This is a genomic window from Sphingobacterium puteale, assembly GCF_050986225.1.
GTDB classification, from domain to species: Bacteria; Bacteroidota; Bacteroidia; order Sphingobacteriales; family Sphingobacteriaceae; genus Sphingobacterium; species Sphingobacterium puteale.
Genome location: NZ_CP158959.1, coordinates 1,193,533 through 1,219,624, shown reverse-complemented (window position 1 = coordinate 1,219,624; position 26,092 = coordinate 1,193,533). Strand labels below are relative to the sequence as shown.

General features: G+C 40.7%; 25 protein-coding genes and 2 tRNA genes. 15 read left to right on the top strand and 12 right to left on the bottom strand.

The features are described from left to right. Positions 1-85: 85 nt before the first annotated feature. The 3 genes from mqnC (at position 86) to ABTV71_RS05020 (ending at position 2,089) form a co-directional block, all read left to right on the top strand. Positions 86-1,210: a cyclic dehypoxanthinyl futalosine synthase gene (gene mqnC / locus ABTV71_RS05030; RefSeq protein ID WP_121126516.1), complete on the top strand. Its 1,125-nt coding sequence runs from the start codon at positions 86-88 to the stop codon at positions 1,208-1,210. Between the two features lie 9 nt (positions 1,211-1,219). Next, a complete protein-coding gene (scpB, locus tag ABTV71_RS05025; RefSeq protein ID WP_121126517.1) occupies positions 1,220-1,780 on the top strand; it encodes an SMC-Scp complex subunit ScpB in 561 nt (186 codons plus the stop codon). A gap of 153 nt (positions 1,781-1,933) precedes the next feature. Continuing rightward, positions 1,934-2,089, top strand: a complete 156-nt coding sequence (locus ABTV71_RS05020) for a hypothetical protein (protein ID WP_172395758.1) — start codon at positions 1,934-1,936, stop codon at positions 2,087-2,089. A gap of 101 nt (positions 2,090-2,190) precedes the next feature. On the opposite strand, the gene trxA is transcribed toward ABTV71_RS05020, so the two are convergent. From trxA to ABTV71_RS05005, 3 genes are read right to left on the bottom strand one after another with little or no spacing between them, the layout of a single operon-like run. Then, entirely contained in the window at positions 2,191-2,487 is a 297-nt protein-coding gene (gene trxA, locus ABTV71_RS05015; RefSeq protein ID WP_108636998.1) for a thioredoxin, read from the bottom strand. A gap of 2 nt (positions 2,488-2,489) precedes the next feature. Beyond that, positions 2,490-3,218: a rhodanese-like domain-containing protein gene (locus ABTV71_RS05010; protein WP_433902398.1), complete on the bottom strand. Its 729-nt coding sequence runs from the start codon at positions 3,216-3,218 to the stop codon at positions 2,490-2,492. A gap of 8 nt (positions 3,219-3,226) precedes the next feature. Next, the gene (locus ABTV71_RS05005; RefSeq protein WP_433902397.1) at positions 3,227-4,075 is read right to left on the bottom strand and encodes a glycoside hydrolase family 25 protein; all 849 of its coding nucleotides are present in this window, start codon (positions 4,073-4,075) and stop codon (positions 3,227-3,229) included. 67 nt (positions 4,076-4,142) lie between these two features. Here ABTV71_RS05005 and ABTV71_RS05000 point away from each other — a divergent pair, with 67 nt between their 5' ends. The 3 genes from ABTV71_RS05000 to ABTV71_RS04990 all read left to right on the top strand — a co-directional run bounded on the left by ABTV71_RS05000 (position 4,143) and on the right by ABTV71_RS04990 (position 5,616). Continuing rightward, entirely contained in the window at positions 4,143-5,027 is an 885-nt protein-coding gene (locus ABTV71_RS05000; RefSeq protein WP_433902396.1) for a bestrophin family protein, read from the top strand. Between the two features lie 93 nt (positions 5,028-5,120). Continuing rightward, positions 5,121-5,205, top strand: a tRNA-Ser gene (locus ABTV71_RS04995). A gap of 326 nt (positions 5,206-5,531) precedes the next feature. Next, positions 5,532-5,616, top strand: a tRNA-Ser gene (locus ABTV71_RS04990). Positions 5,617-5,748: 132 nt separating this feature from the next. Here the strand turns inward: ABTV71_RS04990 and ABTV71_RS04985 are convergent. Next, positions 5,749-6,264 (bottom strand): methylated-DNA--[protein]-cysteine S-methyltransferase, encoded by a 516-nt coding sequence (locus ABTV71_RS04985; RefSeq protein ID WP_433902395.1) that lies wholly within the window; start codon positions 6,262-6,264, stop codon positions 5,749-5,751. 219 nt (positions 6,265-6,483) lie between these two features. On the opposite strand from ABTV71_RS04985, the gene ABTV71_RS04980 reads away from it, so the two are divergent. Next, the gene (locus ABTV71_RS04980) at positions 6,484-7,020 is read left to right on the top strand and encodes an ExbD/TolR family protein (RefSeq protein ID WP_121126522.1); all 537 of its coding nucleotides are present in this window, start codon (positions 6,484-6,486) and stop codon (positions 7,018-7,020) included. Between the two features lie 156 nt (positions 7,021-7,176). Here ABTV71_RS04980 and ABTV71_RS04975 read toward each other — a convergent pair whose 3' ends face one another. After that, positions 7,177-7,743 (bottom strand): hypothetical protein, encoded by a 567-nt coding sequence (locus tag ABTV71_RS04975; RefSeq protein ID WP_121126523.1) that lies wholly within the window; start codon positions 7,741-7,743, stop codon positions 7,177-7,179. 185 nt (positions 7,744-7,928) lie between these two features. Between ABTV71_RS04975 and ABTV71_RS04970 the strand changes: the two genes are divergently transcribed. The 4 genes from ABTV71_RS04970 (at position 7,929) to ABTV71_RS04955 (ending at position 11,973) form a co-directional block, all read left to right on the top strand. After that, complete coding sequence (locus ABTV71_RS04970; RefSeq protein ID WP_121126524.1) at positions 7,929-8,321, top strand: group III truncated hemoglobin; 393 nt, start codon at positions 7,929-7,931, stop codon at positions 8,319-8,321. A gap of 172 nt (positions 8,322-8,493) precedes the next feature. Continuing rightward, positions 8,494-8,868 (top strand): BlaI/MecI/CopY family transcriptional regulator, encoded by a 375-nt coding sequence (locus ABTV71_RS04965; RefSeq protein WP_104385877.1) that lies wholly within the window; start codon positions 8,494-8,496, stop codon positions 8,866-8,868. Beyond that, a complete protein-coding gene (locus ABTV71_RS04960; protein ID WP_433902394.1) occupies positions 8,865-10,370 on the top strand; it encodes a M56 family metallopeptidase in 1,506 nt (501 codons plus the stop codon). Before ABTV71_RS04965 ends, ABTV71_RS04960 begins: the two co-directional genes overlap by 4 nt. A 310-nt stretch (positions 10,371-10,680) precedes the next feature. Further along, positions 10,681-11,973, top strand: coding sequence for a hypothetical protein (locus tag ABTV71_RS04955; protein ID WP_121126526.1), 1,293 nt, complete (start codon positions 10,681-10,683; stop codon positions 11,971-11,973). 17 nt (positions 11,974-11,990) lie between these two features. On the opposite strand, the gene ABTV71_RS04950 is transcribed toward ABTV71_RS04955, so the two are convergent. Then, the gene (locus tag ABTV71_RS04950) at positions 11,991-12,428 is read right to left on the bottom strand and encodes a DoxX family membrane protein (protein ID WP_121126527.1); all 438 of its coding nucleotides are present in this window, start codon (positions 12,426-12,428) and stop codon (positions 11,991-11,993) included. 246 nt (positions 12,429-12,674) lie between these two features. Next, positions 12,675-13,880 carry an aminotransferase class I/II-fold pyridoxal phosphate-dependent enzyme gene (locus tag ABTV71_RS04945; RefSeq protein WP_433902393.1) on the bottom strand — a complete coding sequence of 402 codons (1,206 nt, stop codon included), beginning with the start codon at positions 13,878-13,880 and terminating at the stop codon, positions 12,675-12,677. A 176-nt stretch (positions 13,881-14,056) separates the two neighbouring features. Between ABTV71_RS04945 and ABTV71_RS04940 the strand changes: the two genes are divergently transcribed. After that, positions 14,057-14,515, top strand: a complete 459-nt coding sequence (locus ABTV71_RS04940) for an Lrp/AsnC family transcriptional regulator (RefSeq protein WP_121126529.1) — start codon at positions 14,057-14,059, stop codon at positions 14,513-14,515. A gap of 24 nt (positions 14,516-14,539) precedes the next feature. On the opposite strand, the gene ABTV71_RS04935 is transcribed toward ABTV71_RS04940, so the two are convergent. The 4 genes from ABTV71_RS04935 to ABTV71_RS04920 all read right to left on the bottom strand — a co-directional run bounded on the left by ABTV71_RS04935 (position 14,540) and on the right by ABTV71_RS04920 (position 20,575). Then, positions 14,540-15,562, bottom strand: coding sequence for a bestrophin family protein (locus tag ABTV71_RS04935; RefSeq protein WP_121126544.1), 1,023 nt, complete (start codon positions 15,560-15,562; stop codon positions 14,540-14,542). Positions 15,563-15,877: 315 nt separating this feature from the next. Then, positions 15,878-16,144, bottom strand: coding sequence for a PqqD family protein (locus ABTV71_RS04930; protein WP_121126530.1), 267 nt, complete (start codon positions 16,142-16,144; stop codon positions 15,878-15,880). Between the two features lie 216 nt (positions 16,145-16,360). Continuing rightward, on the bottom strand, positions 16,361-17,968 hold the full coding sequence (locus tag ABTV71_RS04925) for a TlpA family protein disulfide reductase (protein ID WP_121126531.1): 1,608 nt from the start codon (positions 17,966-17,968) through the stop codon (positions 16,361-16,363). 213 nt (positions 17,969-18,181) lie between these two features. Next, positions 18,182-20,575, bottom strand: coding sequence for a PDZ domain-containing protein (locus ABTV71_RS04920; protein ID WP_433902392.1), 2,394 nt, complete (start codon positions 20,573-20,575; stop codon positions 18,182-18,184). A 765-nt stretch (positions 20,576-21,340) separates the two neighbouring features. Here ABTV71_RS04920 and ABTV71_RS04915 point away from each other — a divergent pair. After that, a complete protein-coding gene (locus ABTV71_RS04915; protein ID WP_121126533.1) occupies positions 21,341-22,060 on the top strand; it encodes a DNA alkylation repair protein in 720 nt (239 codons plus the stop codon). A 306-nt stretch (positions 22,061-22,366) separates the two neighbouring features. On the opposite strand, the gene ABTV71_RS04910 is transcribed toward ABTV71_RS04915, so the two are convergent. Further along, a complete protein-coding gene (locus tag ABTV71_RS04910) occupies positions 22,367-23,860 on the bottom strand; it encodes a succinate CoA transferase (RefSeq protein WP_433902391.1) in 1,494 nt (497 codons plus the stop codon). A 435-nt stretch (positions 23,861-24,295) separates the two neighbouring features. Between ABTV71_RS04910 and ABTV71_RS04905 the strand changes: the two genes are divergently transcribed. Next, complete coding sequence (locus ABTV71_RS04905) at positions 24,296-25,129, top strand: helix-turn-helix transcriptional regulator (protein ID WP_121126535.1); 834 nt, start codon at positions 24,296-24,298, stop codon at positions 25,127-25,129. A 39-nt stretch (positions 25,130-25,168) separates the two neighbouring features. Next, entirely contained in the window at positions 25,169-26,020 is an 852-nt protein-coding gene (locus ABTV71_RS04900) for a 3-keto-disaccharide hydrolase (RefSeq protein WP_433902390.1), read from the top strand. Positions 26,021-26,092: the final 72 nt, after the last annotated feature.

Here is a 26,092-nt window from a genome sequence, read left to right as displayed (position 1 = left end):
TCCGGTTTCTTCTTATAGCAAGCCTGAATGTCAAATATTCGCCAAATACATTTAAATACGCTAAAAGGTACTTATATTTGTTCTGATGAATGTAAGTAGTTTATTAGAACGGGCGCTCCGATTTGAGTTCCTTTCCAAGGAAGAAGGTGTTTTTTTATATCAAAATGCACCGACAGCTGATTTGACTTTCGTAGCCAATGAATTGCGTAAGATACAAGTACCACACGGCAAGGTAACCTGGCAGATCGACAGGAATGTCAATACGACCAACGTCTGTGTTGCAAATTGCAAATTTTGCAATTTCTTTCGTCGTCCGGGCCACGAAGACAGTTACATCACCGATATCGAGAGCTACAAACAGAAGATTGAAGAGACCTTTAAGTATGGCGGAGATCAACTCCTTTTACAGGGCGGTCATCACCCTGATTTGGGCATTGAATTTTACAAAAATTTATATAGGCAATTAAAGGAGCTTTACCCTAACTTAAAACTACATTCACTCGGTCCCCCTGAAATCGCACATATTTCCAAGTTAGAACATATGAGTCATATCGAGGTATTGACGCAGCTGAAAGAGGCGGGGTTAGATTCGTTGCCCGGAGCCGGAGCAGAAATTCTAAATGACCGGGTCCGGCGTTTGATATCCAAAGGAAAATGTGGCGGCAAAGAATGGCTTGATGTGATGCGTGCCGCACATAAAATCAATTTGCCTACTTCTGCCACAATGATGTTTGGCCATATCGAAACCATCGAAGAGCGATTCGAGCATTTGGTCTGGATCAGAGAAGTACAGGATGAAAAACCGCAGGATTCCTACGGCTTTATTGCATTTATTCCATGGCCTTTCCAAGATGACGGTACATTATTGAAAAGACTGCGCGGCATTACCAATGATGTGACGGGAGAAGAGTATATCCGTATGATTGCCTTGAGCAGAATTATGCTGCCCAATATTAAAAATATTCAAGCATCTTGGCTTACAGTTGGAAAACGTACAGCGCAGTTGTGCCTGCATGCCGGAGCCAACGATTTTGGATCCATCATGATTGAAGAAAATGTTGTTTCAGCAGCCGGTGCTCCCCATCGATTCACTTCTAAATCTATACAGGAAGCGATTTTGGAAGCGGGCTTTGACCCCCAGCTGAGAACACAAAAATATGATTTTAGAGAACTGCCTGCTCACATGGTCGAGCAAGTCATTAACTATTAATACCCGACATTGAAAGACGTTATCAGAAATATTGAAGCAATTATTTTTGCTTCTGCAGAAGGAATAGATCTTGCGGATATCAAACACATCTTGCAGGAGGCGCTTGCTATTGAAGTATCCAGAGAGGAACTGCGTGAATTGATTAAAAAGATCGAAGATAAATATCGGGATGAAGAGCATGTTCTGGAATTACGGTATATCAATAATGCTTATCAGTTTTTGACCAAAGCAGTTTATCATGAGGCAATACAGCAATTACAAAATCACAACAACAAACGTAAGCTCAGTCAGTCGGCACTCGAAACACTTGCCATCATCGCCTACAGACAGCCGATTACAAAGCTTGAGATCGAACAGATCAGAGGGGTCAGCTGCGATTATTCTGTCCAGAGACTTTTAGAAAAGAAACTGATCAAAATAGCCGGAAAAGCCGATACAATTGGTAAACCATTGTTGTATGCGACCAGCCAACAGTTTATGGATCATTTCGGAATCAATGGCGTTCGCGATCTTCCACAGCTAAAAGATATCGTCACAGAGGACAACGCAATTGGCGAAACAAATGAGTAAATAAAATAAAATAAATTTTTATTTTCAAAAAACAATCCAACATACTGATTAACAGAAAAATAAAGACTAATATTTTTTTTAAAAAAAGTTTTAAAAAATAGTTTTCTTCTCTAATTTTACAACATTGAATAAGAAACAATAAAGTATTATTTTATGAACACGGCAATATTAGCTACCGAAGATCTTGAAGAAGTAAAATTCGCATCTTTCAATGGACCTGATGACGATGACGATGATTTCGATAACGATGATTTCGAAATCCCTGAAATTGAAGGATTGGATGACTTCGATGATGATGATGAATTTTAATATTTAGTGCGATATAACACTACCTATTAAAACCAGCGAATCATTTAAAAAAATAAGGCGTTCAATTTGATTGAACGCCTTATTTTTTTAAGCCTTCCGATCTACTTCGCCTGGTCTATCAACTTATGCAATTCCATTTTTGGGATCATCCCGCTTTGGCGCCACACTTGTTGACCATTTTTAAATAAGATAAATGTAGGCACACCACTTACTTTATAAATGGAAGCGATTTTCGGATTTTTATCCACATCAATCTTTATGATGGAAAGATCTTCCTGATAAAATTCCTTCACATCCTGTAATACCGGCGCCATCGTCTGGCATGGACCGCACCACGTCGCAAAAAAATCCACTAAAACCAGCGAATTTGATTGAATAATCTGGTCAAAAGTTGCCATTATTAATTCTCCTTTATTTCATCTTTCAATGCCTTATATCCACCCTGAATATTGCACACATTTTTAAATCCCTTTGCACGCAAGATAGACACGGCGACCGCGCTGCGATAGCCCGATTGACAATGCACATACAACTGTGTACCATCTTTTTCCAGCGTGTTACCAAAATTAGCGAAATCCGACAACGGAATGTTCATTGCATTGTCAATATGTCCTTTATCAAATTCTTTCTCCGTCCGTACGTCAACAATATGACCTGCATCTGATCTTTCTCCAAATTTCTGTACTGACAGGTTAACAACCGAATCTACTGATTCTCGCTCTTTCCAGCGCCCCATGCCTCCGTCCAATACACCAATCGCCGCAGTATACCCCAATTGTATCAAACGTTCCCCCACTGCCGTATGATTCCCCTGCTCTATCACAAGCAAAAGTTTTTGATTTCTATTCGGAATGACTTCTGCCAAAAAGGTATCAAAAGGGCCTTTAAAACCAATATTAATCGCTCCCGGAATAAATCCTTTTAAGAAGTCATCAGCAGATCGTGTGTCCAAAACAACTACATCGCCCTGAGCACGTAATTTTTTAAATTGCTTCAGGGAAAGTACAGGCAAGCCTGTTACCGTATATTGCGGCACTCCCTGTCCTGGATGTGATTTTGTTTGGGCGGGCAGCACACTATGACATGTCAAGATACCCCATATAAGCGTGGTTATAAAAACTTTGTTCATCTTATTTACTATTTAAAGGGAATAAGCAATTTTTCCAATTCCGTTATTTTTCCATTGTAAATATTCAGATCGACATTTCCACGGATACCGGTTACTGTTCCTTTCTCCGAAAATTGCCAAAATGCCCAATGCTCTTTTGGGTTTTCGATCCAGAAATTATAGTTCGCGATCCATAGGGTATAGTTCGCGAATTCATTCTCTAAAAAATCACTATAGAATTTATCTCCGGAATACAGGATGGGCTTGACTTTATAATGCATTTCCACCTCTTCTAGCCAACGTTTCAATCCTACTTTAAGGCTATCCATGGACTGTTGCTTCGGATGTTCCTCGATATCCAGTACCGGCGGAAGATCCCCCGGATGAAGCTGTACCTTACGGATGAAATTTTTGGCTTGTTTAACCGAATTTTCATTTGGTCGAAAGTAATGATATGCTCCCCTTAGGATGGCACGATTTTGTATTTTGGACCAATTCCGGCTAAATTTATCGTCTATCCCCTTCTCCCCCATTGTCGCACGGATAAACACGAAATCTATTGGAAATTGATCGTTGATCGTATTCACTTTCTGCCAGTCGATATCTTCCTGATAAGTCGAAACATCAATACCAAACACCTTATCATCATGCTTACTCATGATTTCGATATTACGGATATCATATTTAGCATCCTTTGTTAACGCTTTATTTTTTGATGTCGCCACGCGGAAGTAATACATGATTCCAGCCTTATAGTGCCATGCAACAAGACATAAGAGAAACATAAGCATCCCTGCCATCACCCAGATCCATCTGGTCTCTCGAGACTGCTGCTGCTTCCTGCCAGTTTTTGTTCGTTTTGTTTGCCGTTGCCCCATACGATGATGAAGTTACGGGAATCACAATTAACTCGCAAAATTTTCGCAACAATTTATATTTTTGTACATGATCGTATACAATCCTAAAGACTGGCTGTCAGCAACTTTCAAATTGCATAAATCAGACACCTTCAAAAAGCTGTTTCCCTTTCTTATTTTTATCGCTATCTATTCTTGGGGTATTGCTTACCTCGAATTGGAATACCTCAAATTGAGTGAAAGGAGCTGGGTCAAAAATATCACTATCGTCCATAATCTCTTAGGTTTCGTTATCTCCTTACTGTTGGTCTTTAGAACCAACTCGGCTTATGACCGTTGGTGGGAGGCGCGCAAACAATGGGGTACATTGACCAATGTCAGCCGTGCTTTTGCCTATAAGCTTAATGCGATTCTTGATGAGGAAGACAAGGTCAATCGCAGCTTCTTCCGAAAAAGTATCCCGCTTTTTGCGGAGACCCTGTATGACTTTTTACGGTCTGACTATACCAAGTTTATGCTGGATGAAAATGAACATCCTGAGCTTAAATCATTGGATAGCAAAAAGCATGGTCCAAATCAGGTTTCCAATATGATTTTTCAGAAGATAAACCAGCTCTATAAGGAACGTATAGTCAGCGGAGACCAATTGATTATACTCAACGAGGAAATCGTATCAATGACCAATGTCTGTGGCGCATGTGAACGGATTAAAAATACACCGATTCCCTTGGCGTACAGTGCTTTTATCAAGAAGTTCATTATCTTCTATACGATGACACTGCCTGTAGGCTATGTTTTCTCGATCGGATACTTTGTCGTTGTTGCCGTTCCGTTCATCCTATATGTACTTGCATCACTGGAATTAATCGGGGAGTCCATCGAGGAGCCTTTTGGTATAGACCAGGACGACCTACCGATTGACAAAATCGCGGCTAATATAAAAAAACACTGCCACGAGATTATTATGGCATAGAGTTTTGAAAATAATCTAGCTCATTTTCAAACCATAAGACATCATTACAAAAATAAGTTTTGCAAATCTATACAGAATTTCTACTTTTGTCGCGGAGAGTTGGCAGAGTGGTCGAATGCGGCGGTCTTGAAAACCGTTAACTGTCACAGGTTCGGGGGTTCGAATCCCTCACTCTCCGCAGAAAAAGCCTTTCAGAAATGAAAGGCTTTTTGCATGCTATCGGCTTCGGAAAAAAGGGCCGGCCGAAGACCGAAAAATGAACCGCATTCCTTATCAGAACTATAAATCCCAACTGGAATTTCTTTCACTAACTTTTTTTATCGTTGATATCCGGCTGAAAAGGACTGATTCGTATGACAAAGTTTTAATGATCTAAATAAGACATTGAAATAAAAACCTGATACACAATCATATCCCTAGAACAAGCCATTCATATAGCACATTAAACAGAGAAAAATGCAAAATAAGTTTTGTAAATCTGTTCAGAATTTCTACTTTTGTCGCGGAGAGTTGGCAGAGTGGTCGAATGCGGCGGTCTTGAAAACCGTTAACTGTCACAGGTTCGGGGGTTCGAATCCCTCACTCTCCGCAGAAAAAGCCTTTCAGAAATGAAAGGCTTTTTGCATGTTATCGGGCTTCGAAACAAACGGAAACGGGATTTGAATGCTCTCTTCGATGAAAATTTTAAGGGGTACTTAAATAAGGACTGGTCGATTTGTTTTCAATCAAAAAGCGTAGGTGTCCGATCTTTGCTCTCCAGATCAATAAGAATAGATTTGTTTTTCAGACTACCAGCAAAACCAACAAGTTTACCAGATCCACCAATGATCCGATGACAAGGTACAATAATAGATATTGGATTTTTATTCAATGCACCTCCGACTGCCCGCACAGCTTTTATATCACCTAGCTGGCGCGCCAAATCTCCATAAGTTGTTGTGTGACCGTATGGAATAGCCAATAAAGCTTTCCAAACTTTAAGCTGAAAAGCTGTGCCCTGCATATCCAGCGGCAGATCAAAAATAGTGCGTTTGCGTTCAAAATACTCAAAAAGTTGTTGCGCTGCAAGCAATAATATTTGCGCACCATCATCTCTATGAGGTATTGATATCTTTGCACGGGTATAATCTTCTCCTTCCCACAATACGGCAGTAAGACCACGAATGGTAGCTACAAGCCTTATTTTCCCTAAAGGTGATGCAATATCCGTATAGACAAGTCCATTATCCTGTGCCATATTTTTTTACCAAGTTACTAATCTTTTTTATTCCATTTCCGAAAAAGGAAACATTGCTTCTCTTTTTATAATGCCATTCCTATCTTACCTTAATCCTAAATTACTTCTAAAAATAACTAAGAAAAAAATGGATTTTGTTATAAAAAATATGGAATTCACGCACGTTGAACATCATATCCATAAGAATGAACAATAGTTGTTACCTAAAAAATAAAGATCATGGCAGAATTAAACCAAAAAACACAGGAAAGCGGAAAGAAAAAAATTAGAAGCCGGAAAATGGCACCAAAGGTGGATCTGACAGCAATGGTAGATCTTGCCTTCCTTCTGATTACCTTCTTCATGCTGACCACGACCCTAAACAAACCTGCGGCGATGGATATTGCCATGCCAGACAAAACAAAAGACGATGTGGATAGCCCGGTCTTTATTGATGAAAACCGGACAGCAACCCTGATCCTTGGCGATGGAAAATTTATGTGGTATCATGGTGACTTTAAGAAACCCATTGCTTCATCTGAAAAACCGGCCGATATAGAAAAGACATTGGCACAGGTGGTCGCACAGCTCAAAGGCAAGATCAGTACCATGCCCAATACGAAAGATATGATTGTCCTGATCAAACCGAGCAAAGAAGCACGGACGAAAGATGTCATTCGAACGATTGACGAGCTCAAACATCAGAACATTACCCGTTATGTCATAGGTAAAACTCAAAACGAAGAGGAAAAGCAATTATTGGCATCCATTCAATAAAGGCTCCCAGCGATCAAAAGTTTATATCCGCAACAATAACCAGTCCGAGCAATCTTTATCTTTTAAAGCAGAATCGCAGACATATGGACAATGAAATAAAACAGGGTTATCCAAAAAATGGGCAGCCCTGTTCAATATTATTCCAACAATAATAAATTATCTTTTGTCCAGGTTTTGCCAGTAACGTTCCGCATTTTCTTTTACTTCCGCGGGCAAAGAAGCATAATTATCCGAGTACGTCGTTTTTTCGTACCCGTCCTCCGCCTCTGCTCGCATACGATAAAATTGTCCTTTGTATAAAATCAGGGCAATACAGCTCAACTGCTTTTCGACATTATCCTTCGGATGTCGGGAATAAATAAACACCGCATCCAATTTTCCGTCTTTGTCTGCATCAAAAAAAGCTTTTCGGGATTCCCAGACGGAAGTAATAATACCATCTTCCTGAATAGTTTCTTCCACTATCGGCACCCACATACCATCGATTCGTTGAAATTGCTGCGCATACAGTTTATCCGGATCTGCTCCACGTTCCTCTTTTGAAAAAATGATATAATTATCTTCCTTTGGGGTCTGAATACGCTCAACTTGCAACACCCGTTTGCCTTTAAACGGAAAGCCCGAAGATTGAAAGTTTTCTTTATTGACCGTAATATCGGTAATCTGTGCCTGCGCGACGGAGCATCCCAGCAGCAGCAGGGCAAAAAAAGTGTATTTTCCCATCTGTTTTTCCCTAAATGTGCATTCAAATTACTGACAATAAAAGAAAAATCCAATATTTTTAACAGGCTTCTTTACATCAGCCTGATTCATTTCTCCATTATTCTACTTAAATTTAACTTTATTATATACTGTGGGGCAGCTATAGTTAATTCGTATCCGCTTCACAAAACTTTACACGTATTCCCATGAAGCAGGATATTCAGACCATTGCGGACATTAAAATATTAGTCGATCAGTTTTATGGCACTGTCCGTCAGGACAGTCTTCTTGGACCAATTTTTCAGGAACGTATCCAGGACAGATGGGCCCAACATCTGGAAAAGATGTATCGCTTTTGGCAGACCATACTTCTGGATGAACACACCTACTTCGGCAGCCCATTTCCGCCTCATATTCCCCTGCCGATCGAAGCAAAGCATTTCGACCACTGGCTTCTGTTATTTGAAGCGACTGTGGACCGTCTGTACAAGGGTGAAAAAGCCGAAGAAGCTAAGTGGCGTGCTCAAAAAATGGCGCAAATGTTCCAGTTTAAAAAAGAATATTTCAATACCAATCCTAAAAAGAAACCTTTATTATAAAAAAGTCTTCGCGATATTGAGGTTCTCTCCCGCCCAATTTTTGCCACTAAAAAGGTTATCCGCGACTAACAAGCACGAATAAAAACATTCAAAATCAATAAAATAAATAGCAAAATAGATTTTTAACACTTTTTAATTCTACACAATGTAGAATATATTCTATATTTGTAGTATGAATAAATTATCAGCGACCGAGGAACAATTGATGGGGTATATCTGGGACATGAAAAAGGCCTTTATGAAGGATCTTATGGAAGCCTATCCTGAACCCAAACCTGCTCCGACAACAATTGCGACATTATTAAAGCGAATGACTGAAAAAGGCGCCATATCTTATGTGCTATACGGCAATTCAAGAGAGTACTACCCTTTGTTTGACAAGGACAGTTATTATCTCGCGCACGTCAATGATATCGTTGAAACGTATTTTGATAATTCGGCTTTAAAATTTGCTTCTTTTTTCACCAAACAATCGCAGTTGAACAGGGAGCAACTGGAAGAGCTAAAAAAAATAATTGATTCGGAAATTAAAAACAAAGCGACATGATTATCTATTTGGGAAAGTTGATCGCCTGTTCAGGCTTACTGTATCTTGTATACATCTTTCTTTTGCAAGGACAAAAGCTTCTGGTGTTTAATCGGTTTTATCTGCTTGCCATTATACCGATTGCCCTTTTTGCTCCGCTGATACAAACGGCCTTGCCGTCTTTTATTCCTGATTTTTTTCATTTTGGTGCCGATCTGGCTTCCAGGCTGCCTGAAACTACGGAGCCCGCCGTCGAACCGGCGCTAGTAGATCGACAGAAACCTATAATGGACACGGATACATCCATTGTTCTGATCTATCTGTTGGTTACGACGCTACTACTGGTCAAACATGTCTTGAATTATAGAAAGTTCTCTTCTTACATTGATCTCGGATCTGTTACGGCTATTCCCGCTGTTTATACTATTCAAGACCTCAAAACGCCTTTTTCATTCTTCGGACGTATATATGTGCCCCGTGAAGCCTTTACACGGGGAGAAATTGATTCTTCCATTATCGCACATGAACAGGCACATGTAAATCAACGGCATTCCATCGACGTGATGGCCATGCAGTTTATCCGCGTGATATTATGGTTCAACCCCTTCGTCTACCTGATCGATAAAGCCATTCGACAAAACCACGAGTACTTGGCAGACGATGCTGTTGTTCAGGTTTATGAACGCACGAATTACCAACATCTGATAATCCAGTGGAGCATGTCTTCACCCGATATAAACGCATTACCGGCCAGTAATTTTAATTTTTTAACAACAAAAAAACGATTAATTATGTTACAGAAAAGAACACCCAGCGGTAAGCTCCTGCTGATGCCTGCGCTTACCCTATTGCTGACAACAGCAATTAGTCTACTGTTCTCGACACATGTCGAAGCACAGAAAACAACTCCGGCCAAAACAGAAAAGACTGAGCCCGCCAAACCAGCCGCAGTACCTCCGGCGGCTAAACGCCCCGGTGCCCCTAAAGCCGAAGAAATGCCGCCCAAACCTCCTAAAAGAGAAATGGCACCGCCAATGAAGCCAAAGAAAAACGCTGCTTCCAAAAAAGAAGAATCAGCATATGCTCCAGCTAAAATAGAAGAAGTATATGTAGAAAGCAGCAGTAAAAGCGGAAATTCAAAGTTTCAGGAACCTAAGCGGATCAAGCTAAGCGGAACTGCGGATGTGAGCGCCACTACATCATTGAATTCAAATGTTCAAGTGAATGATCCCAATACCGCAGCAACGGTGAAAACAGGTACTGCACCCTCTGGATCAGCAAAGGTAACAGAAATAAGGTCGGCAGAACCAAATACGATAACAAAAGTAAACGTGCGTTCCGCTGGCACCAACGTCTCAGAAGCCAGAGAAAACAGCGGAACACAGGCTGCAAGGATTGTACTTAAAGGTCAACCTGCAAAAGAGATAGCCATGGATTCCGATAAAAAAAATGCGCCGGTTCTTCAGGGGGTCAGAACCCAGTATCGAGGTGAAATACCTAAAAATCCCCCTTTGTCCAAGTAATCAAAACTTAGGTCAGACAGCATAAAACTTTCTTTTCAAAAGACAAAAAATAACCGGAGGAACGATCGTTCCTCCGGTTTTCCAATCAACCAGCATGTATATTTGAAAATCGCTAAATCAAACATGTTGTATTATATTCCAACAGTTCATTGCATACGTAAACTGAGAATAAATTATTAAATTTCCATATCAATAGTAAGACGTTCAACTAAGCCGGTTGTCCAAAAAAATAAAAAACTTTTTTACTACCTTAGATTGATAAAATAAACAAGAAAAACCAGCTTGTTTCATTAACTATAGGAATACAGATATGAAATCGTATGCACTTGTTTTAGCGGCAGGCCTGCTCCCCTTTGGCGCATTAAGCCAAAAGATGGTTGCCCCCGGAAGCCCTGATATCAATACTAAATATATAAAGCCAGAGAAATCGCTTTATACCGTATATTATGTCAAAGATAATAACTGGGATAAGCAGGGATCATTGGTCTATGATATCACATCTACAGGCAATCAATTGACCTTAAAAAACTCCTACACACCCAAGGACAGTTCCTGGATCAATATCAGGACAAGTGTTGTGGATCCCCAAACATTAAAATCCATCAGCTATACCAGTGACGGCAAAAAAACAAAATTAAATCTCAGCTTTGGTGAAACCATCACCGGTAATTATTATTCCAAAGAAACTAAAAAAGATAAAAAACTGAGTTTTCGTCCTACCGAGCCATTTATTGATTTTAATTGGACGGATTTAATGATTGGGACACTTCCGCTTGATGTAGGCTATAAAGCTCGGATCCCGCAATTCTATTATAATGACGAATCCAATACACAGGTTGAATACTATACTATCAAGGAAGTTAAAAGTTATAGCTATGGTTCACCGAAAACCGGGAAGCATGATACCTGGCTGATCACCTTATTGGAAGAAAACACAGGAGCTATCTACAATTATGTGGTGGACAAGAAAGACCGGCGGCTTTGGCAGCGGGAGATGTCCATGGGCAACGGCAAGTGGGAAATTACGGTCAATGAGGAACTGGACTATCAGCCGATCAAAAATCGGTTCGACAAGGAACTGGCCATCCGACAGATCTCCAACGGCAATAGCGTCATCATCGGGACCGCTTATGCACGCTCAAGTTCAGGTAAAAGATTAGGCGGTCTTGTCAATACGGCGAAAAAACAATATGCTCCAAAAGGAACCGAGATTATGCTTTTTCCAAATTCAGCATACTACGAAGAATGGCTTGAGGTCAATAAGAAAATCCGTAAACAGAAAAAAGTTGCCGAGGTTCCACTGGATTTAGATTTTGGACACGCTATCAAGCGCACCAAAGTGTATGATGATGAGGGACACTTTGAATTTGCAGAGCTAATGCCGGGCAACTATATTATTATGACCAGCTTTGACTTTACCAATTCGTACAACTATTCGTATGTATCCGGTTATACCAATTATTACAATTATTGGGGATATACCGGTTCTACAACAAATTATGGGACCGGAAGGTCATCTTATACTGATAAAGCGACTATCGAAAAACGGATCAGCATTGATAAAGACGGCGAAAAGAAAGAGGTGAATTTAAAGGAAATGTAGGAAAAATAAAGACATATTTATTTCTTTTGATTTTTTTTCATCAATCGATCAAAGCTAAATGGAAAATCCCGATAGCTCCCTAAGAGAAAACAGGCACTTGCCGCTACCCAAACCGAATAGTTAAACGTGACTTTGATACCAAAAGACAGTGTCATCGTCAACGCGAAAACGGTTAATAGAATCCCTGAAGACAGCGCTGCGAAACGTGTCCGATAACCGATCAATAACAACAGGGCCAAAACGACCTCGAGTATGGTCGCTCCGATAGCGAGCATACTTCCTATTGACGCCGGCACAAAAAAATTGAGCTGATTGGAATAAGCGACAAAATTGGCCCAACTTCCCCAAGAAGCATTCGCCGTACCTGGGGCTCCCCAAAAACCCAAACGATCCGCCACAGCAGATAAAAAGGCTGTTGCCACAGCTACGCGTACAAAAAATTGACTATATATCATTTCTAAATTTTTAAGATCAAATATAAGGCAACAGTATCCGGATTAACTTAAACCAGTTTAAGAAATCAAGTGACAGACAACAATAAGGCCGCCAGCATTTTAAATACTGAACGGCCTTATAACATCAATTAATATGAATAAGAATTTATATGGTGTACACCTCCATTAAACTGTGATACACCATAATAAACGACAATCGAATTGTCGAATAGTCCCAATAAAAAGTGAGAATATATATTTTTTTCCTTAAGCCAGAACAGCTGTTTTAACCATACATGCTTTCATCAGTTGATAAGTACGTTCAATATCATGATCCAAGCCAATAGAAAAACGGATCAGTCCGTCGGAGATTCCCATGCTCACCCGTTCCACTTCGGGAATTTCAGATGACGTCGAACTGCCCGAACAGGAAAATAGCGTTTTATAGAAGCCAAGACTTACGGCCAAATAGCCAAGGTTCTCCTTTTGCATTAGCTCCATGAGCGCGTTGGCACGATCTGTCGTTCCGGCATCCAAAGTCAATATCCCGCCGAAACCATACTCTGCATGCATTATCTTTTTCATCAGCTCATGATGCTTATGTGAAGGCAATCCGGGATAGGAAACTTTCAGCCCATCCTTTTCAAAGCGTTCGGCCAGGTAATGCGCATTATAACTATGTTGCTTTATGCGGATATGGAGTGTACGGAGATTTTTCAGGATACTGGCCGAGCGGAGACTGTCCATCGTCGGACCAAGCAGCATGCAGGCACCGGAATTGACATTTTTTGTATCGTTGATAAACTCTTTTGTACCACAATAAACACCACCGACAGTATCGCTGCTACCATTGATAAATTTTGTCAGGCTATGGATCACGATATCCGCACCTAACAGCCCCGGTGAGATAGATAACGGCGAAAAGGTATTGTCTACCACAAGTGTGAGCTTATATTTCTTGCAGATGGCAGACAGTCTTCTTAAATCAGCTACCTCCAGTAAGGGATTGCTGACGCTTTCACAATAAATTATTTTTGTCCCCGGACGTATCGCGGCTTCGATCGCTTCAAAATTACCGATATCAACAAAACTCGTTTCAATATGGAACGGCGGTAAAAAATTTTTCAGGAAAGCGTAGGTACCGCCGTAGATCGTTCGACTGGAAATAATATGGTCGCCACTTTTACAGAGTTGCAAAAGAACTGTTGTTATCGCTCCCATTCCCGAAGCCGTTACATTGGCGGCAGCCGTATTTTCCAGCCTGGCCAGCGCCTGCGCAAGATATAGATTCATCGGAGATGAATGCCGCGAATATAGGTAACAGCCATCCGCATTGCCCTCAAAGGTATCAAACATAGTTTTAGCGGATAGAAAGGTATAGGTCGAGCTATCCGAAATAGAAGGATTTACACCGCCGAACTCTCCAAAATATTGCAAATCCTGTATTTCATTTGCTGCATTAAAATCTTCCATCTGTGTATAATTTTATTTTTAAATTTTGCTAATTTTTTATACATAAAATTGGGTTATTTTACATTTTATTACAACATTTTATCAGTATATTAGATTATAAATCTGATATATCTGTAAATTTTAGAAAATATATCCGCAACAACTACATATAACTACTTTAAACCAAAAAATAATCTATGCACTTCGACGAAACTGATAAAAAATTACTCAAACTTCTGCAGGAAGACGCCAAACAGACCACCAAGGAGCTTGCTCATAAGCTCGGATTATCCGTAACGGCTGCTTATGAACGTGTACGTAAACTTGAAAACACCGGGGTGATCTCTAAATATGTCGCTCTACTTGATAAACAAAAGATCGCAAAAGATTTTATGGTGCTCTGTCATGTCAAGCTCACACAGCATAAAAAAGAATATATACAGCAGTTTGAAAGGGAGGTAATGGATTTACAGGAAGTCACCGAATGCTTCCATGTCAGTGGCGATTACGATTATATTTTAAAGATCTGTGTTCGGGACATGGAAGATTATCGACATTTTATGTTGTCCAAGTTGACCTCCCTACAGCACATTGCGAGCACCCACAGTTCTTTTATGATCGCTGAGGTAAAGAATACCATAACTGTTCTTATTTAGCCCCTGCCAAACAAGAATAGCTCATTAGACCAGAACACCATTTTTCGAAGCAATCGGATCAGGCAGATTTTCCTCACCTGTCATCTGCAATAAATCGATTTCTATCGTTCGGCAGATGGACAACATCGGAATATCAAACATCAGTCCCCCAAAAGGATTTTCAGTATAGTCACCCACCAGTTCCATCACAATATAGATCCAGCCAATGACCACACAAAAAGGAATACTAGTCCAAATTCCCCAGTGGCCCAGTTTAGCAAATTCATTGACCAGCCCCAAAGGCAGTAACATGATCAGAATAACATTAAAAACAAATGCCGTGCTGGCAAACTGCCTTGGCGAGGGGAACTTTTTGATTCGTTCTGCCTGTCCCTGAAAATCATAAAACTGATTGAGGCAGGTCTGCAATTGCATCTGATTGAAATCCGAGATAAGCCCATCGTTTTTTAAATCATTGACATCTTTTGCCTGTTGGGAATTCAGATAAGTTGCAAAGTTTTTATAGACCGACTGTAGCGCATATTCTTCTCTCGAAAGATATTTATTCAAGAATATAGGCGTCCGGCTATAATCCGGAAAACCGGCTTTGATCAGCCGATGTCGCTTGACATTCAGTGCACCGATATGCCTCTTCAGACTGATGTGTTCCCACTCGGTCGGAACGAGCAGCTGCTCACGAAATTGGTATAACCAGGCAATATGGCGGTAGGTTAATTTCTTCCTGACTTCTTCCAGATATTGCTGATCGCCCTGTCCGGTATTAAAGGCATAAAGCATGGATACAAATGAGCGGCTGGAGTTGACGATCCCGCCCCATATCTTTCGGGCCTCCCATAATCTATCATAAGCCTGGTTATTTTTAAACCCCACGTAAAATGCTTCTGCTGTACCAATCAATGCCAAGGGAACCCAAGGAATAATCATCCATTCCCACTGAAAGAAATAATAGACGAGGGTAACAAGAGAACACCATGCCGTCAACCAGATTAAATGGACACCAGCAAGATTGAAGATCTGTTTGTAATTAAAATACTTTGTTGTAATCATAAAAGCATCCGTTTTTAACATTCCCGCTCCAGCAATATCTGGTATGAGAAACAAATTTATCCACAGCTGAATGTACCATTTAAATTTCTACAGTCCAATATCACCTGTCATTTTATTTCAAAATCAATCTATCCTACATAACCTTATTGCAGTCATTATTTTGCTGGCAAAACGCGTAAAAAATCATCTTCTGCCTATTGTATCTATCTCAAAAAAAAGAATAGACCGAAGTATTAAGCCGCCGGTGTGCTACTAGAAAAAGTGATATTGGCGTAATCTAAAATTGAATGCCTCTTAAAATTATCGGCTCATCAGTTAGATCAAAAAACCTTGTTTTTCAAATTGTTTCACCAATTTTTCAGCATCTTTTTCAGCCACACTTTCTTCTACCTGGTAATTATCCAATAAAACTGCAGTGACACTTTCAACATTAAATTCCTTTCCTTGCAGTTCTAGCCAGATCTGCACAGCAGTCTCATTAAAAGTATAAACCTTGGATGCATCCAATTGCTCTTGCCCGGGATAGACTAAGATATGGTCATCGCCCAATTTGCGTAATTGTAAATCTCCTCTAAGTTTCATCTGGCTATTCCTCTATTTATTTCTATGACATTCAAACAATTCATTTGGTTTGTCCTATTACGAAAAAGTATATACATTATACAATAGGTCCGAACGGCAGCCTCTTCTCTACTGCGGCTTGTTATCAAAAATACAAAAGACACTCGAAAAATTAACTAAAAAACTCAACAGAGATAAAGAAAAATAACTACGGAGTTTAAAAAAACTTTTCTCTCCTTAACTTCCTTGCAACTGCTCGAAAGTAAATAGTTGCGGATAGTTTTTGGGCAGTTCATAACGCCAGTTATGCATCGGGAAATTGTCATTCCGGATCTTGCCGTCGGGATCCATTAGAATATATCGCGGTATGCCATTAAATTTAAATAACTCCCGCAACGCCAGATACTCATCCGGCGAAACGATATAGCTTTCGAACATGTGGTTTTTGACCACATAATCGTTGTAGAAATTCATATCAGGGGTACCGCTGCTGTCCGTCACAAAAACAAATACCAGGTTGGGATTATCCTTTAGTTTTAAGCGCTTTTCTTTCATGGCCTCAATCCCAGCACGGCAGGGCCCGCAGGATTCTGACCAAAAGTCAACAAGAACGACCTTACCACGATATTTATCGGTCAGTTTTTTAAATACAGCGGCAGATGTCGTCTGTGGCAACATGTAACCTCCCATGGATTTTTTCACTCTTTCGTTCAACGCCATGGCTTCTTTTTTCAAGTCCTTATTGGTCAGAACCTGCAACAGGTCATTTGAAATCTCTGCCATCTGTACCGTGTCTTTTGCATTTGAAATCCTGAATTTCAATGTTCGGAGTATTGCTGCTTCAGTAACCAGCGTACCGGCTATCGGCCCGTTCGCTTTTCGATTTAAGGAGTCTAATACCTGGTAGAAGTTTAATTTCCGCTGGCTGTTCATTAACCTATAAAGACTGGTAATAGGAAATAATGGTGAGTACTCAAAGCGGTTGATAAGTGTCGAGAACTGCCGCGGGACAAATAGGGCAGGATCATTCAGGTCCAAGCGTTTTATAAAATCAAAGTAATCTTCCGGAAGGGGAGATTTAAGGTAGGGATTTAGGCTGTCATTTTTTGAAATCCCTTCGCGATACATCTGGAGATCCAACAGTTGCGCGGCGTAATTGACATCCACATCACTTCGGATCAAATGTTTTACCTTAGGGGTATAGGCAGCGCTCTTCAGACGGTCATTTACATCCTGCCGGACAGAATCCCATGTAGCGATAACTCCTTCTTTGGTCTGCTGTGTCGGTCTTTCCTTCAACAGCTGTTCAACATGATCATAAAATTTCCTCCGGTTGCTTTCCCATTTAAAATCCGCAAGCTGTTGATTTTCCTGAGCAAGCGGTCCACCATACTGCAACAGTTCCAATTGACCGTCCAGCGAAGCTTTCAATGTCATCGCCAAGGTATGGCCGGGTTCGATATAATAATAGTAATTACGCTCATTGATGGATAGATAAGACATTTCCGGATTGACCGCCAGGTAACTGGCCTCAAAACGGCCATCAGGATATATCCGGATTGTGGCCGGATAGTCCTCTCTGGTCAGTTGGTTGCCACAATAAATAATGCCGCTATTAAAACCGAGCTTTGGGCTATAGCCTTCAATAAAACCGATAATACGGACAGAATCTGGTCCAAAAAAATTTTTATCATAGTTTTTAAACACGGTTTTGACCTTCGCCGCGGCGAGTTTCTGTTTTATCCAACTGTTAGGATCAACAGCGCCTGTTTGTTTTGATACGGTTTGAGCTGAGGCAAACGAAAAATTCAAAAAAATAAAAAAGGCGATAATTGGCAATTTCATAACTTTTAGCTTTTAATCCCTTTAAGTTAAGTATTTTACACCAAATAAAGAATAGATTTCAAAAAACTAATCCCTATATTAAGTTTAGAATGATCGTACATTTTTAGGCAAAAATAAGTTTACTCGGCCCGAACCCAACTTAAACAGAAAAAGAGACTGTCTAAAGCCTCTTTCTATTTCTATTAAACTATTGATCTTGCAGCATATCATATGTTATAATTGCAAAATCAGTTCCGCCTGTTGCTGGTTTCTAAAAACAACAACTGTTGGCTGATCGGCATGAATATGCTTTTTAATAGCTTGCTGTAGGTCCGTTAACTGATCTATTTTCTCGCCTTGATAGTCCAAGATCACATCATTGGCCCGTAGTCCGCTTTTATAAAGCGCGCTCTTTTCTTCCAGCTGGAGCACCAATACACCGGCAATCGATGGAAGTCCAGCGGCTGACTGTTCGCCCAATGTTTCGACAGACTTAAATTGTCCGCCTTTCCAAGCCCACTTCAAGTCCTGCTCTTTTGTGTCTTTTTGGATCAGCCGCGGTATCTCCGGGCTGGCAGCGAGGCTTTTCAGTCTTTTGCTCGTCACACCAAAATGCAGCATATCAAAATTTTTGAAACCTTGATCTTTCCAGTTCTTCAACCGGAAATCGCCCTGGACGGGATCGACAAAATTCAGCGGAACAACACGTCCATATTTTTCCACTCCCTTCGTTTGATCTTTTAGTAAGTCTTCCTTTCTTGTGTAAATATTATGGTCCACCTCATCCCCCCAGTACTTAACCTGAATATCCTGATGGCTATGCATCAAAAGATTATCCCGAAAGATATCATGGCTGTCCTTAAACCACACATGTGGATGAAAACCATTGTTGAGCATAACATTGTTATATACTTTGCGATAAAAGCCTTCCCGCAATTTTAATCCGCCGCCTAAACAGAGATTATTGTAGATTTCGTAGTTGGAAGATCCATCATCGAGGTCAATATCCCAGCCATGGTCGCAACGAAAGCGGTTGTCGTGAATTTTTGTTGTTCTGACCGCATCCAGTAAAATTAAGTTGGGATGGGCTGCTGTCATCTGATCCATTTCTTTACGGTCGGGATGCCAAAAACGGTCACGTCCCCAAGAATTAAAAGCGCCATGATCACTGGTTTCCAACACGGTATTGAATACGTCGTTGTAGGCGATCTCATGTCCGCCCCAGGTACCGTCACCGACATTGATACCCGCACGGGGCACATTGTAAATCGTGTTGTGCAAGATGAGTAGAGACTCAGCCATCGAGATCTGAACACCAGCGACCTGCTTTTCGATCAGACCAATGCTGTGAATCAAATTGTCACTGGCCTCACAATCCATAGGGTAATTCTTAGACTTGGGACCTTTGACAGTGTCCATCTGATCGAGTGGAACAAATTGCTCATAGTGAAACGCTGGTGAGCGCACAGCCTCGGGATCGCCTACAAAGTTGATGGCACCGGCACCGATCTGTTCAATACGGTTGCTGCTGATCTTTACGCCACGATTGTAATTGCTCACAAAGACAGCATTCCCGCCCAATTCGACAAAATCATTGGCACGAAGGGTGCAATTTTCAGCACCCTCAATCTTTACCGCTCCCTGCCGATAGATAGTCCAGTCGCTGCGCAACAGTGGTTCCGCAGTTTTCATAAAGGTAGGTGCCGTATGCGTAAAACGCAGGCCGCTGATTTCAATATCATGTACCGGACCTGAAGCGGAACCCGAAATAGTGATTAAATTTTCAAGTTGGGGAGCCACAAACTTAAGCTGATTAGGATCCTTACCATTGGCTGGCATGTAATATAGAGTCGCTTTAGCCTCATCCAGATACCATTCCTGGGCAGTATCAAGTTCTTCAAAAATATTCTCGACAAAGCGATAGGTCTCGTGCATTTTGCTTGGGCGGTTATTTTGCTCTCCGCCTTCAAGCGTAACTTTTGCCCCCCCCTCTTTTCCTGTGATGCGGTAGTGGAACCCACCCCAACGGCCTTCGTGCAGCGCATGCACAATACCTCCGGTCGGGTTTTTCCAGGTCGCGATACGTGCTGGGCTCAGTGCATCTGCCGCATACCCCTGAAAGGGTAATATAGAGGCATCATAATTTGGATACCTTGCACGGATCAGGTGTGCATCATTGGCATACAAACACTGGAAACTCAATCCTGCAGGAACTTTAGCTTTCCAGATCCCTTTATCGCCTTGTTCCCATTTTAGATCAAGGGTTTTGCCCCCACTGAGGATGACCTGCTTTCCATCGGCGGCTTTAATCCTTAAAGGCTGTTTCTTATTACCAGAGTGATTTGCCAAGAGCTGTATCGGTTTGTCGAGGTAATACGTTCCGCCGTTAAAAATAATTTCGATACCGGAACCGACCTTTCCCTTTTTATATTTTTCTGCGGCACGAAGGGCTGCATCAGCTGTGGCAAAAGGTTTTACCGATGTTCCCGCATTCTGGTCGCTGCCTTTTGGACTGATATATATACGCCTGACGGTGCTGGACTGCTGAGCCTGTGCAGCAGGGATCGCCAAGCAGCTCATTCCAATAAAAAATAGCCCCACAGCTTGGCTCGATTGTATTTTCATCATATTAGTATTTCATGTTGGTTATTTTTCTGATCAATTTATGATTCAGTTTCCTTGTATTAAAGATATCTTTAATACAAGAATCTACCCTAAAATTCCGTTTATTTTGTCCGTTTATTTTCTAGCTGTTGCCCCAAAAGCCGACTTCCTCTCATATACATCTATTAAGCGCTTATTACACTATAATCTAACTATCAAATATTCGATTCGCGGCGTATTACTTCTATTTTACTGTCTCCTCTTCATGCAATTCCCAACTAAAAGGCTTACCAATCATCGTCTAATCTGTATGGAATATTCCATACTTGATCTAAATATCGTAAATCTGTATGGAAAGATATTTATATTTACCTAAAGATGTAAAAACAATCAACCCAAAATTATGAGCTTAAAAACATTGGACTATATCTGGCAGACACAGGAGTATTGGTGGAGCCATATTTCAGAACACAATGATTTTGATTTTGAAAAAACTTTAGTGAAAAAGCGGATATTTTCAGCGCCATTAAAGAGAGTTCACAAAAGCTTCAGGATTATGTAAAAGGTCTTTCGGAAGAAGATTTAAAAAAAATGTAAAAGTTGAATCGCCTTGGCTGCAATGTACTTTTTCAATGTATGAATATATTCGGCATCTGATGATCCACGGAACTTATCACCGCGGGCAGATCGTCAACATAGGCGAAATATCGGAATAACAGACGCACCAATGACAGATTACAATTTTTGGAACTTCTATAAGGACCAAAAATAAAGAAAGAGGTTACTACGATGGAAAAAAACACAAGTAAAGTCCATGTCAGGGAAATCCTAGAGCAGGCTAAGCTGGGCTGGAAACAGCGGGGGCCGGACACTTCTCTTATAGCTATACAAGTGGGACTTCTAAAAAAGAAAGTGAGTTTTCCGCTTCTGGAATATGCTGCAAAGGAAATGGTAACGTGGATACCCGAACATGAACAGACAGTTTTTACGGATGCACTGATCGCTACCGATGAAATGGGAAGTTATGTCATAGCGGGGATGATCTTACAACTACAGCTCCCCATACATCTGGAACAGTCGATCGAGAAAGCATGCTGGTATATGATAAAAGGAGACCAATGGTATGTATGTGACATTATAGGTGAACGTGTACTTGGACATGCTCTCCTTACTTTTCCAGAAAAAACAATCCCATTACTCGAGCAGCTTACTAAAGATCCGAATAAATGGGTTGTGCGCTCGGTCGGTGTCGCCACACATTATGCCGTAAAGAAAGGACTGACAACAAAATTTGCTGAAACCATGTTCAAACTGATGCTGTCACTATCCGGTGCAACGGATTTCCATATCAAAAAGGGAATCGGTTGGGGTGCTAAAACCATCGCCAAATTCCACCCTATCATCATCGCGCGTCATATAGATACGATTGAATCTTCAGAAACCAGACAATGGTTTCGAACAAAAATTACCATCGGTCTGAATCGGAACAAGGTCGCTACGTCATTATAGATAGCATTGAGAAAGGCTGGTAAATAGGCAAACGAATGGAACCTCTTAAAGGACTGATGCAATTGGATCAGAGAAAAATATCCTAATCTGAAAAAACAGCCGCTGGTTTAGTAATTATAGTCGTAAAATGAGACAGTGAGAGAAATATGTGCATCCTCAAAAGCGGTCCAACAGTCAAAGGTGCCGCCCGAGAATAGAATATTTGAAACGATACGCGGAAAAACAAGCACGAAATTATAAAAGAATAGGGCTACCGAGCAGATTCGGCTAGCCCTATTCTTTTTCAGCCAGTAGCGATATATTTGGCTAGTTTTTTTTCATGGTTCCTGTTTGTCTCAAATTGATATGCCAACTGAAAGCCTCCTCCAGTAAATGTGGCGTATGCCCCCCCCTTTCGCAGGCACGATTGTAATAATCCAACAGTTGTGATTTGTAATCAGGATGTACGCAATTTTCAATAATAACTTTCGCACGCTCACGAGGAGCCAATCCGCGCAGATCAGCCAAACCATAATCTGTCACCAAGATATCAACATCATGTTCCGTATGATCTACATGGGATACCATCGGGACTATATGGGAAATCGCATCCCCCTTGGAAGCCGCCTGTGTGACGAAGATACTTAAGTAAGCATTTCGGGCGAAATCTCCAGAACCACCTATACCATTCATGATGTTGGTGCCTGAAGTATGGGTGGAGTTTACATTGCCATATATATCAAATTCTATCGCTGTATTGATCGCAATGATACCCAACCGTTTGATTAATCCCGGTGTATTCGATATATTTTGAGGACGCAACACGATCTTGTCCCGGTATTTGTCTAAATGATCGAATACACGGGAGTAACATTCTTCTGATACGGTAATGGAAGAGGCTGACGCAAAATCCAGTTTACCCGCATCAATTAAGTCAAATGTACTATCCTGTAATACCTCCGAAAACATCGTTAAATTATGAAATTTACTATGGATAAAGCCTGTAAGTACCGCATTCGCCACTTTTCCAATTCCCGCCTGGAGCGGCATCAGACTCTCAGACAGATGCCCAAGTTCAACTTCATTTTCAAAAAAAGCCAATATATGCTTCGCTATTGCTGTTGTTTTGTCATCTGGCTCGGCAATATCGGCCGGACTATCTAGTTCATTTGTAAAAACGATACCCACAATCTTGCCGGGATCCAATGGGATTGTCTTTCGACCGATTTTATTTTCAGGCGCTACAATAGGGATAACATTACGACGCGGATAGTCTTCGGCCTGGTAGATATCATGTATTCCTTTAATAGTAGTCGGAATAGCCGTATTTACTTCCAGTATAACCTGTTTAGCCAATGCAGCAAAGGTTGCCGAATTACCTACGGAGGTCGTTGGAACGATACTGCCATCTGATTCGATCGCAGCGACTTCCAAAACGGCAATATCAACTTGCGGAAGATTCTTATTGTGCAACAGTTCAGCGGTCTCGCTTAAATGCTGGTCAATAAAAAGTACATCTCCGGCATTGATCTTATTGCGGAGGGTACGATCTACCTGAAATGGCATCCGTTTGGACAGGGCTCCGGCCTCAGCCAATTTACCGTCTGTACCATGTCCTAAGGAAGCACCCGTAATCAATGTTATTTTCAAAGGATCCTCTTTAGCCCTTTCCGCCAAAGCCGGTAATACGGCTTTACTATCGCCAGCTTTGGTAAAACCGCTTGAACCAACGACCATACCATCCTGAAATAATTTCGCAGCTTCGGCAGCTGTAATAACCTTATCGTGTAAGCTCTGAATTTTTATCCTTTCGTAAGCCATATCCTTATAATTTTATTTATGTACGCTATTCATGTAAACTTAAGAAATTGAAACCTATTTACATCCGCTATTTTAAAAGATATTAGACCCCGGTGTACATTTCTCAAACAAACAATTTTAGTGTTTTTTTCTACAGTGAATTTATTCCCATTCGACACAAAATTATTCAATGGAGACGAAATAAAATTAAACAACTGTATATCAATAAAATAAACAAAAATATAGTTCCAATTATTTTATAAAAAAAAGAGAGTAACTTCGTATAAAACTGATTTTCAACAAATTAAAAATAATAAATTTAAATCACGGTAAGTAAACACTAACTCTCCAGTGTTTTATTTGCAATTTTATTGTAAGCATACACTCACTTTACGGGCAACAAGGTCAGGTCTAGTAAAAAAGTCTTACCTTTGCAGCGTAGTTTTATAGGAAAAAATGAACACAAAAGATACAACGAGCGATGCAAAATATGTCAACCGCTATTACATGACGGAGGTCGACTCATTTGAAGATAGCATTTATTGTCACCATGCCATCATAGCGGAGAACCATATCACTGAGCACGCTCATGATAAGGATCAATTTTTATACACCGAGGGTGGTGTCGTTTTTATCAAAACGGATGAAAAATCATATTTCTTGCCAGCTCGGCACTACCTGTGGATTCCTGCGGGTGTAAAGCATAGTATCCATCCGAGTACCCCGGAGGTTGTGATGCGTAATCTATATTTTCCAAAGACGAACAGCGATACTGCATTCTACAGTAAAATGGGGATCTATCCGGTAAACGATCTGCTGATTGAATTGATTATGTTTACCAACCGTTGGAATGGCAATATATTTCCCGTCGAGGAACCAAAATATAGCTTAGCGACTGCATTTAAGCTTATCCTCCCTGAGTTGTCCTTGAACGAACTCCCGCTGGCATTGCCCTATCCAAGCCACCAAAAATTAAAAGATATCGTTACTTATCTGGAAGAAAATATTGAAGAAAATGTGAGTTTTAAAAAACTTGCGAGCTTATTTAATATCAGCGAACGTACATTGGCCAGATTGTTTCAGAAGGAATTAAACATGTCTTTTATTCAATATTATACGATCCTCAGAATGCTAACTGCCCTTAAATTGCTACTGGATGAAAAACTCAGTGTCAATGAGGTCGCATTGAAAGTCGGTTATAACAGTTTACCTACATTCAGCAATACGTTCAATAAGGTCGTAGGTATTCGCCCCAGCGAGTATGTCAAACAAAAAGAATTGCTAATTTAAAAATGTTTCCCTAAATTAGGTCAATAAACCTAATTTAGGATGAAATTCAAACATATTATCTATAGTGCTGGAATTCTATTACTCAGCACTTCCGTATTTGGCAATTCTCAAGACAAAAAACCCAAGCCCATTCAATTGTTCAATGGGAAAGATTTAAAAAACTGGACCCCAAAAATCCGAAACCATAAGGTTGGAGATAACTATAAAAACACATTCCGTGTCGAAGATGGTTTATTGAAAGTCAGATATGATGGCTACGATAATTTCAATTTTCAATATGGCCATCTATTCTACGATAAAGAATTTTCCGCTTATTTATTACGTGTCACTTATCGTTTTATAGGCGAGCAGGCTCCCGGTGGTGAAGGCTGGGCCTGGCGCAATAGCGGTGCCATGCTACATGGACAAGACCCCAAGACGATGGGCGTAGATCAAGATTTCCCCATATCCATCGAAGGACAACTCTTGGGTGGAAATGGCAAGGACGAACGTACCACGAGCAATCTCTGTACACCGGGAACAAATGTTGTCATCGATAACAAACTATTTACCCCACATTGTATCAGCTCCACATCAAAGACCTATGCTGGAGACCAATGGGTAACAGCAGATTTTCTGGTATTGGGTGATTCACTTGTACAGCATATCCTTGAAGACAAGGTGGTATTACAATATACCAAACCTCAAATAGGGGGTGGGAATGTAACTGACTTTGACCCTGCCGTAAAAAAAGATGGACAACTATTAAAGAAAGGAAGCATTTCATTGCAGAGTGAGAGTCATCCCATCGACTTCAAAAAGGTAGAGCTATATGATTTGGAACCCTATATGAAAGATCCCAATAAGTTGAGAAAAGTCATTGCGGAGTTATTGCCAAATTTAAAGCAATAGTTTATCGTAACAACATAAAAAAAGCATCAGTACTGATGCTTTTTTTATTACTATTCGCTTGGAAAGAGAAAT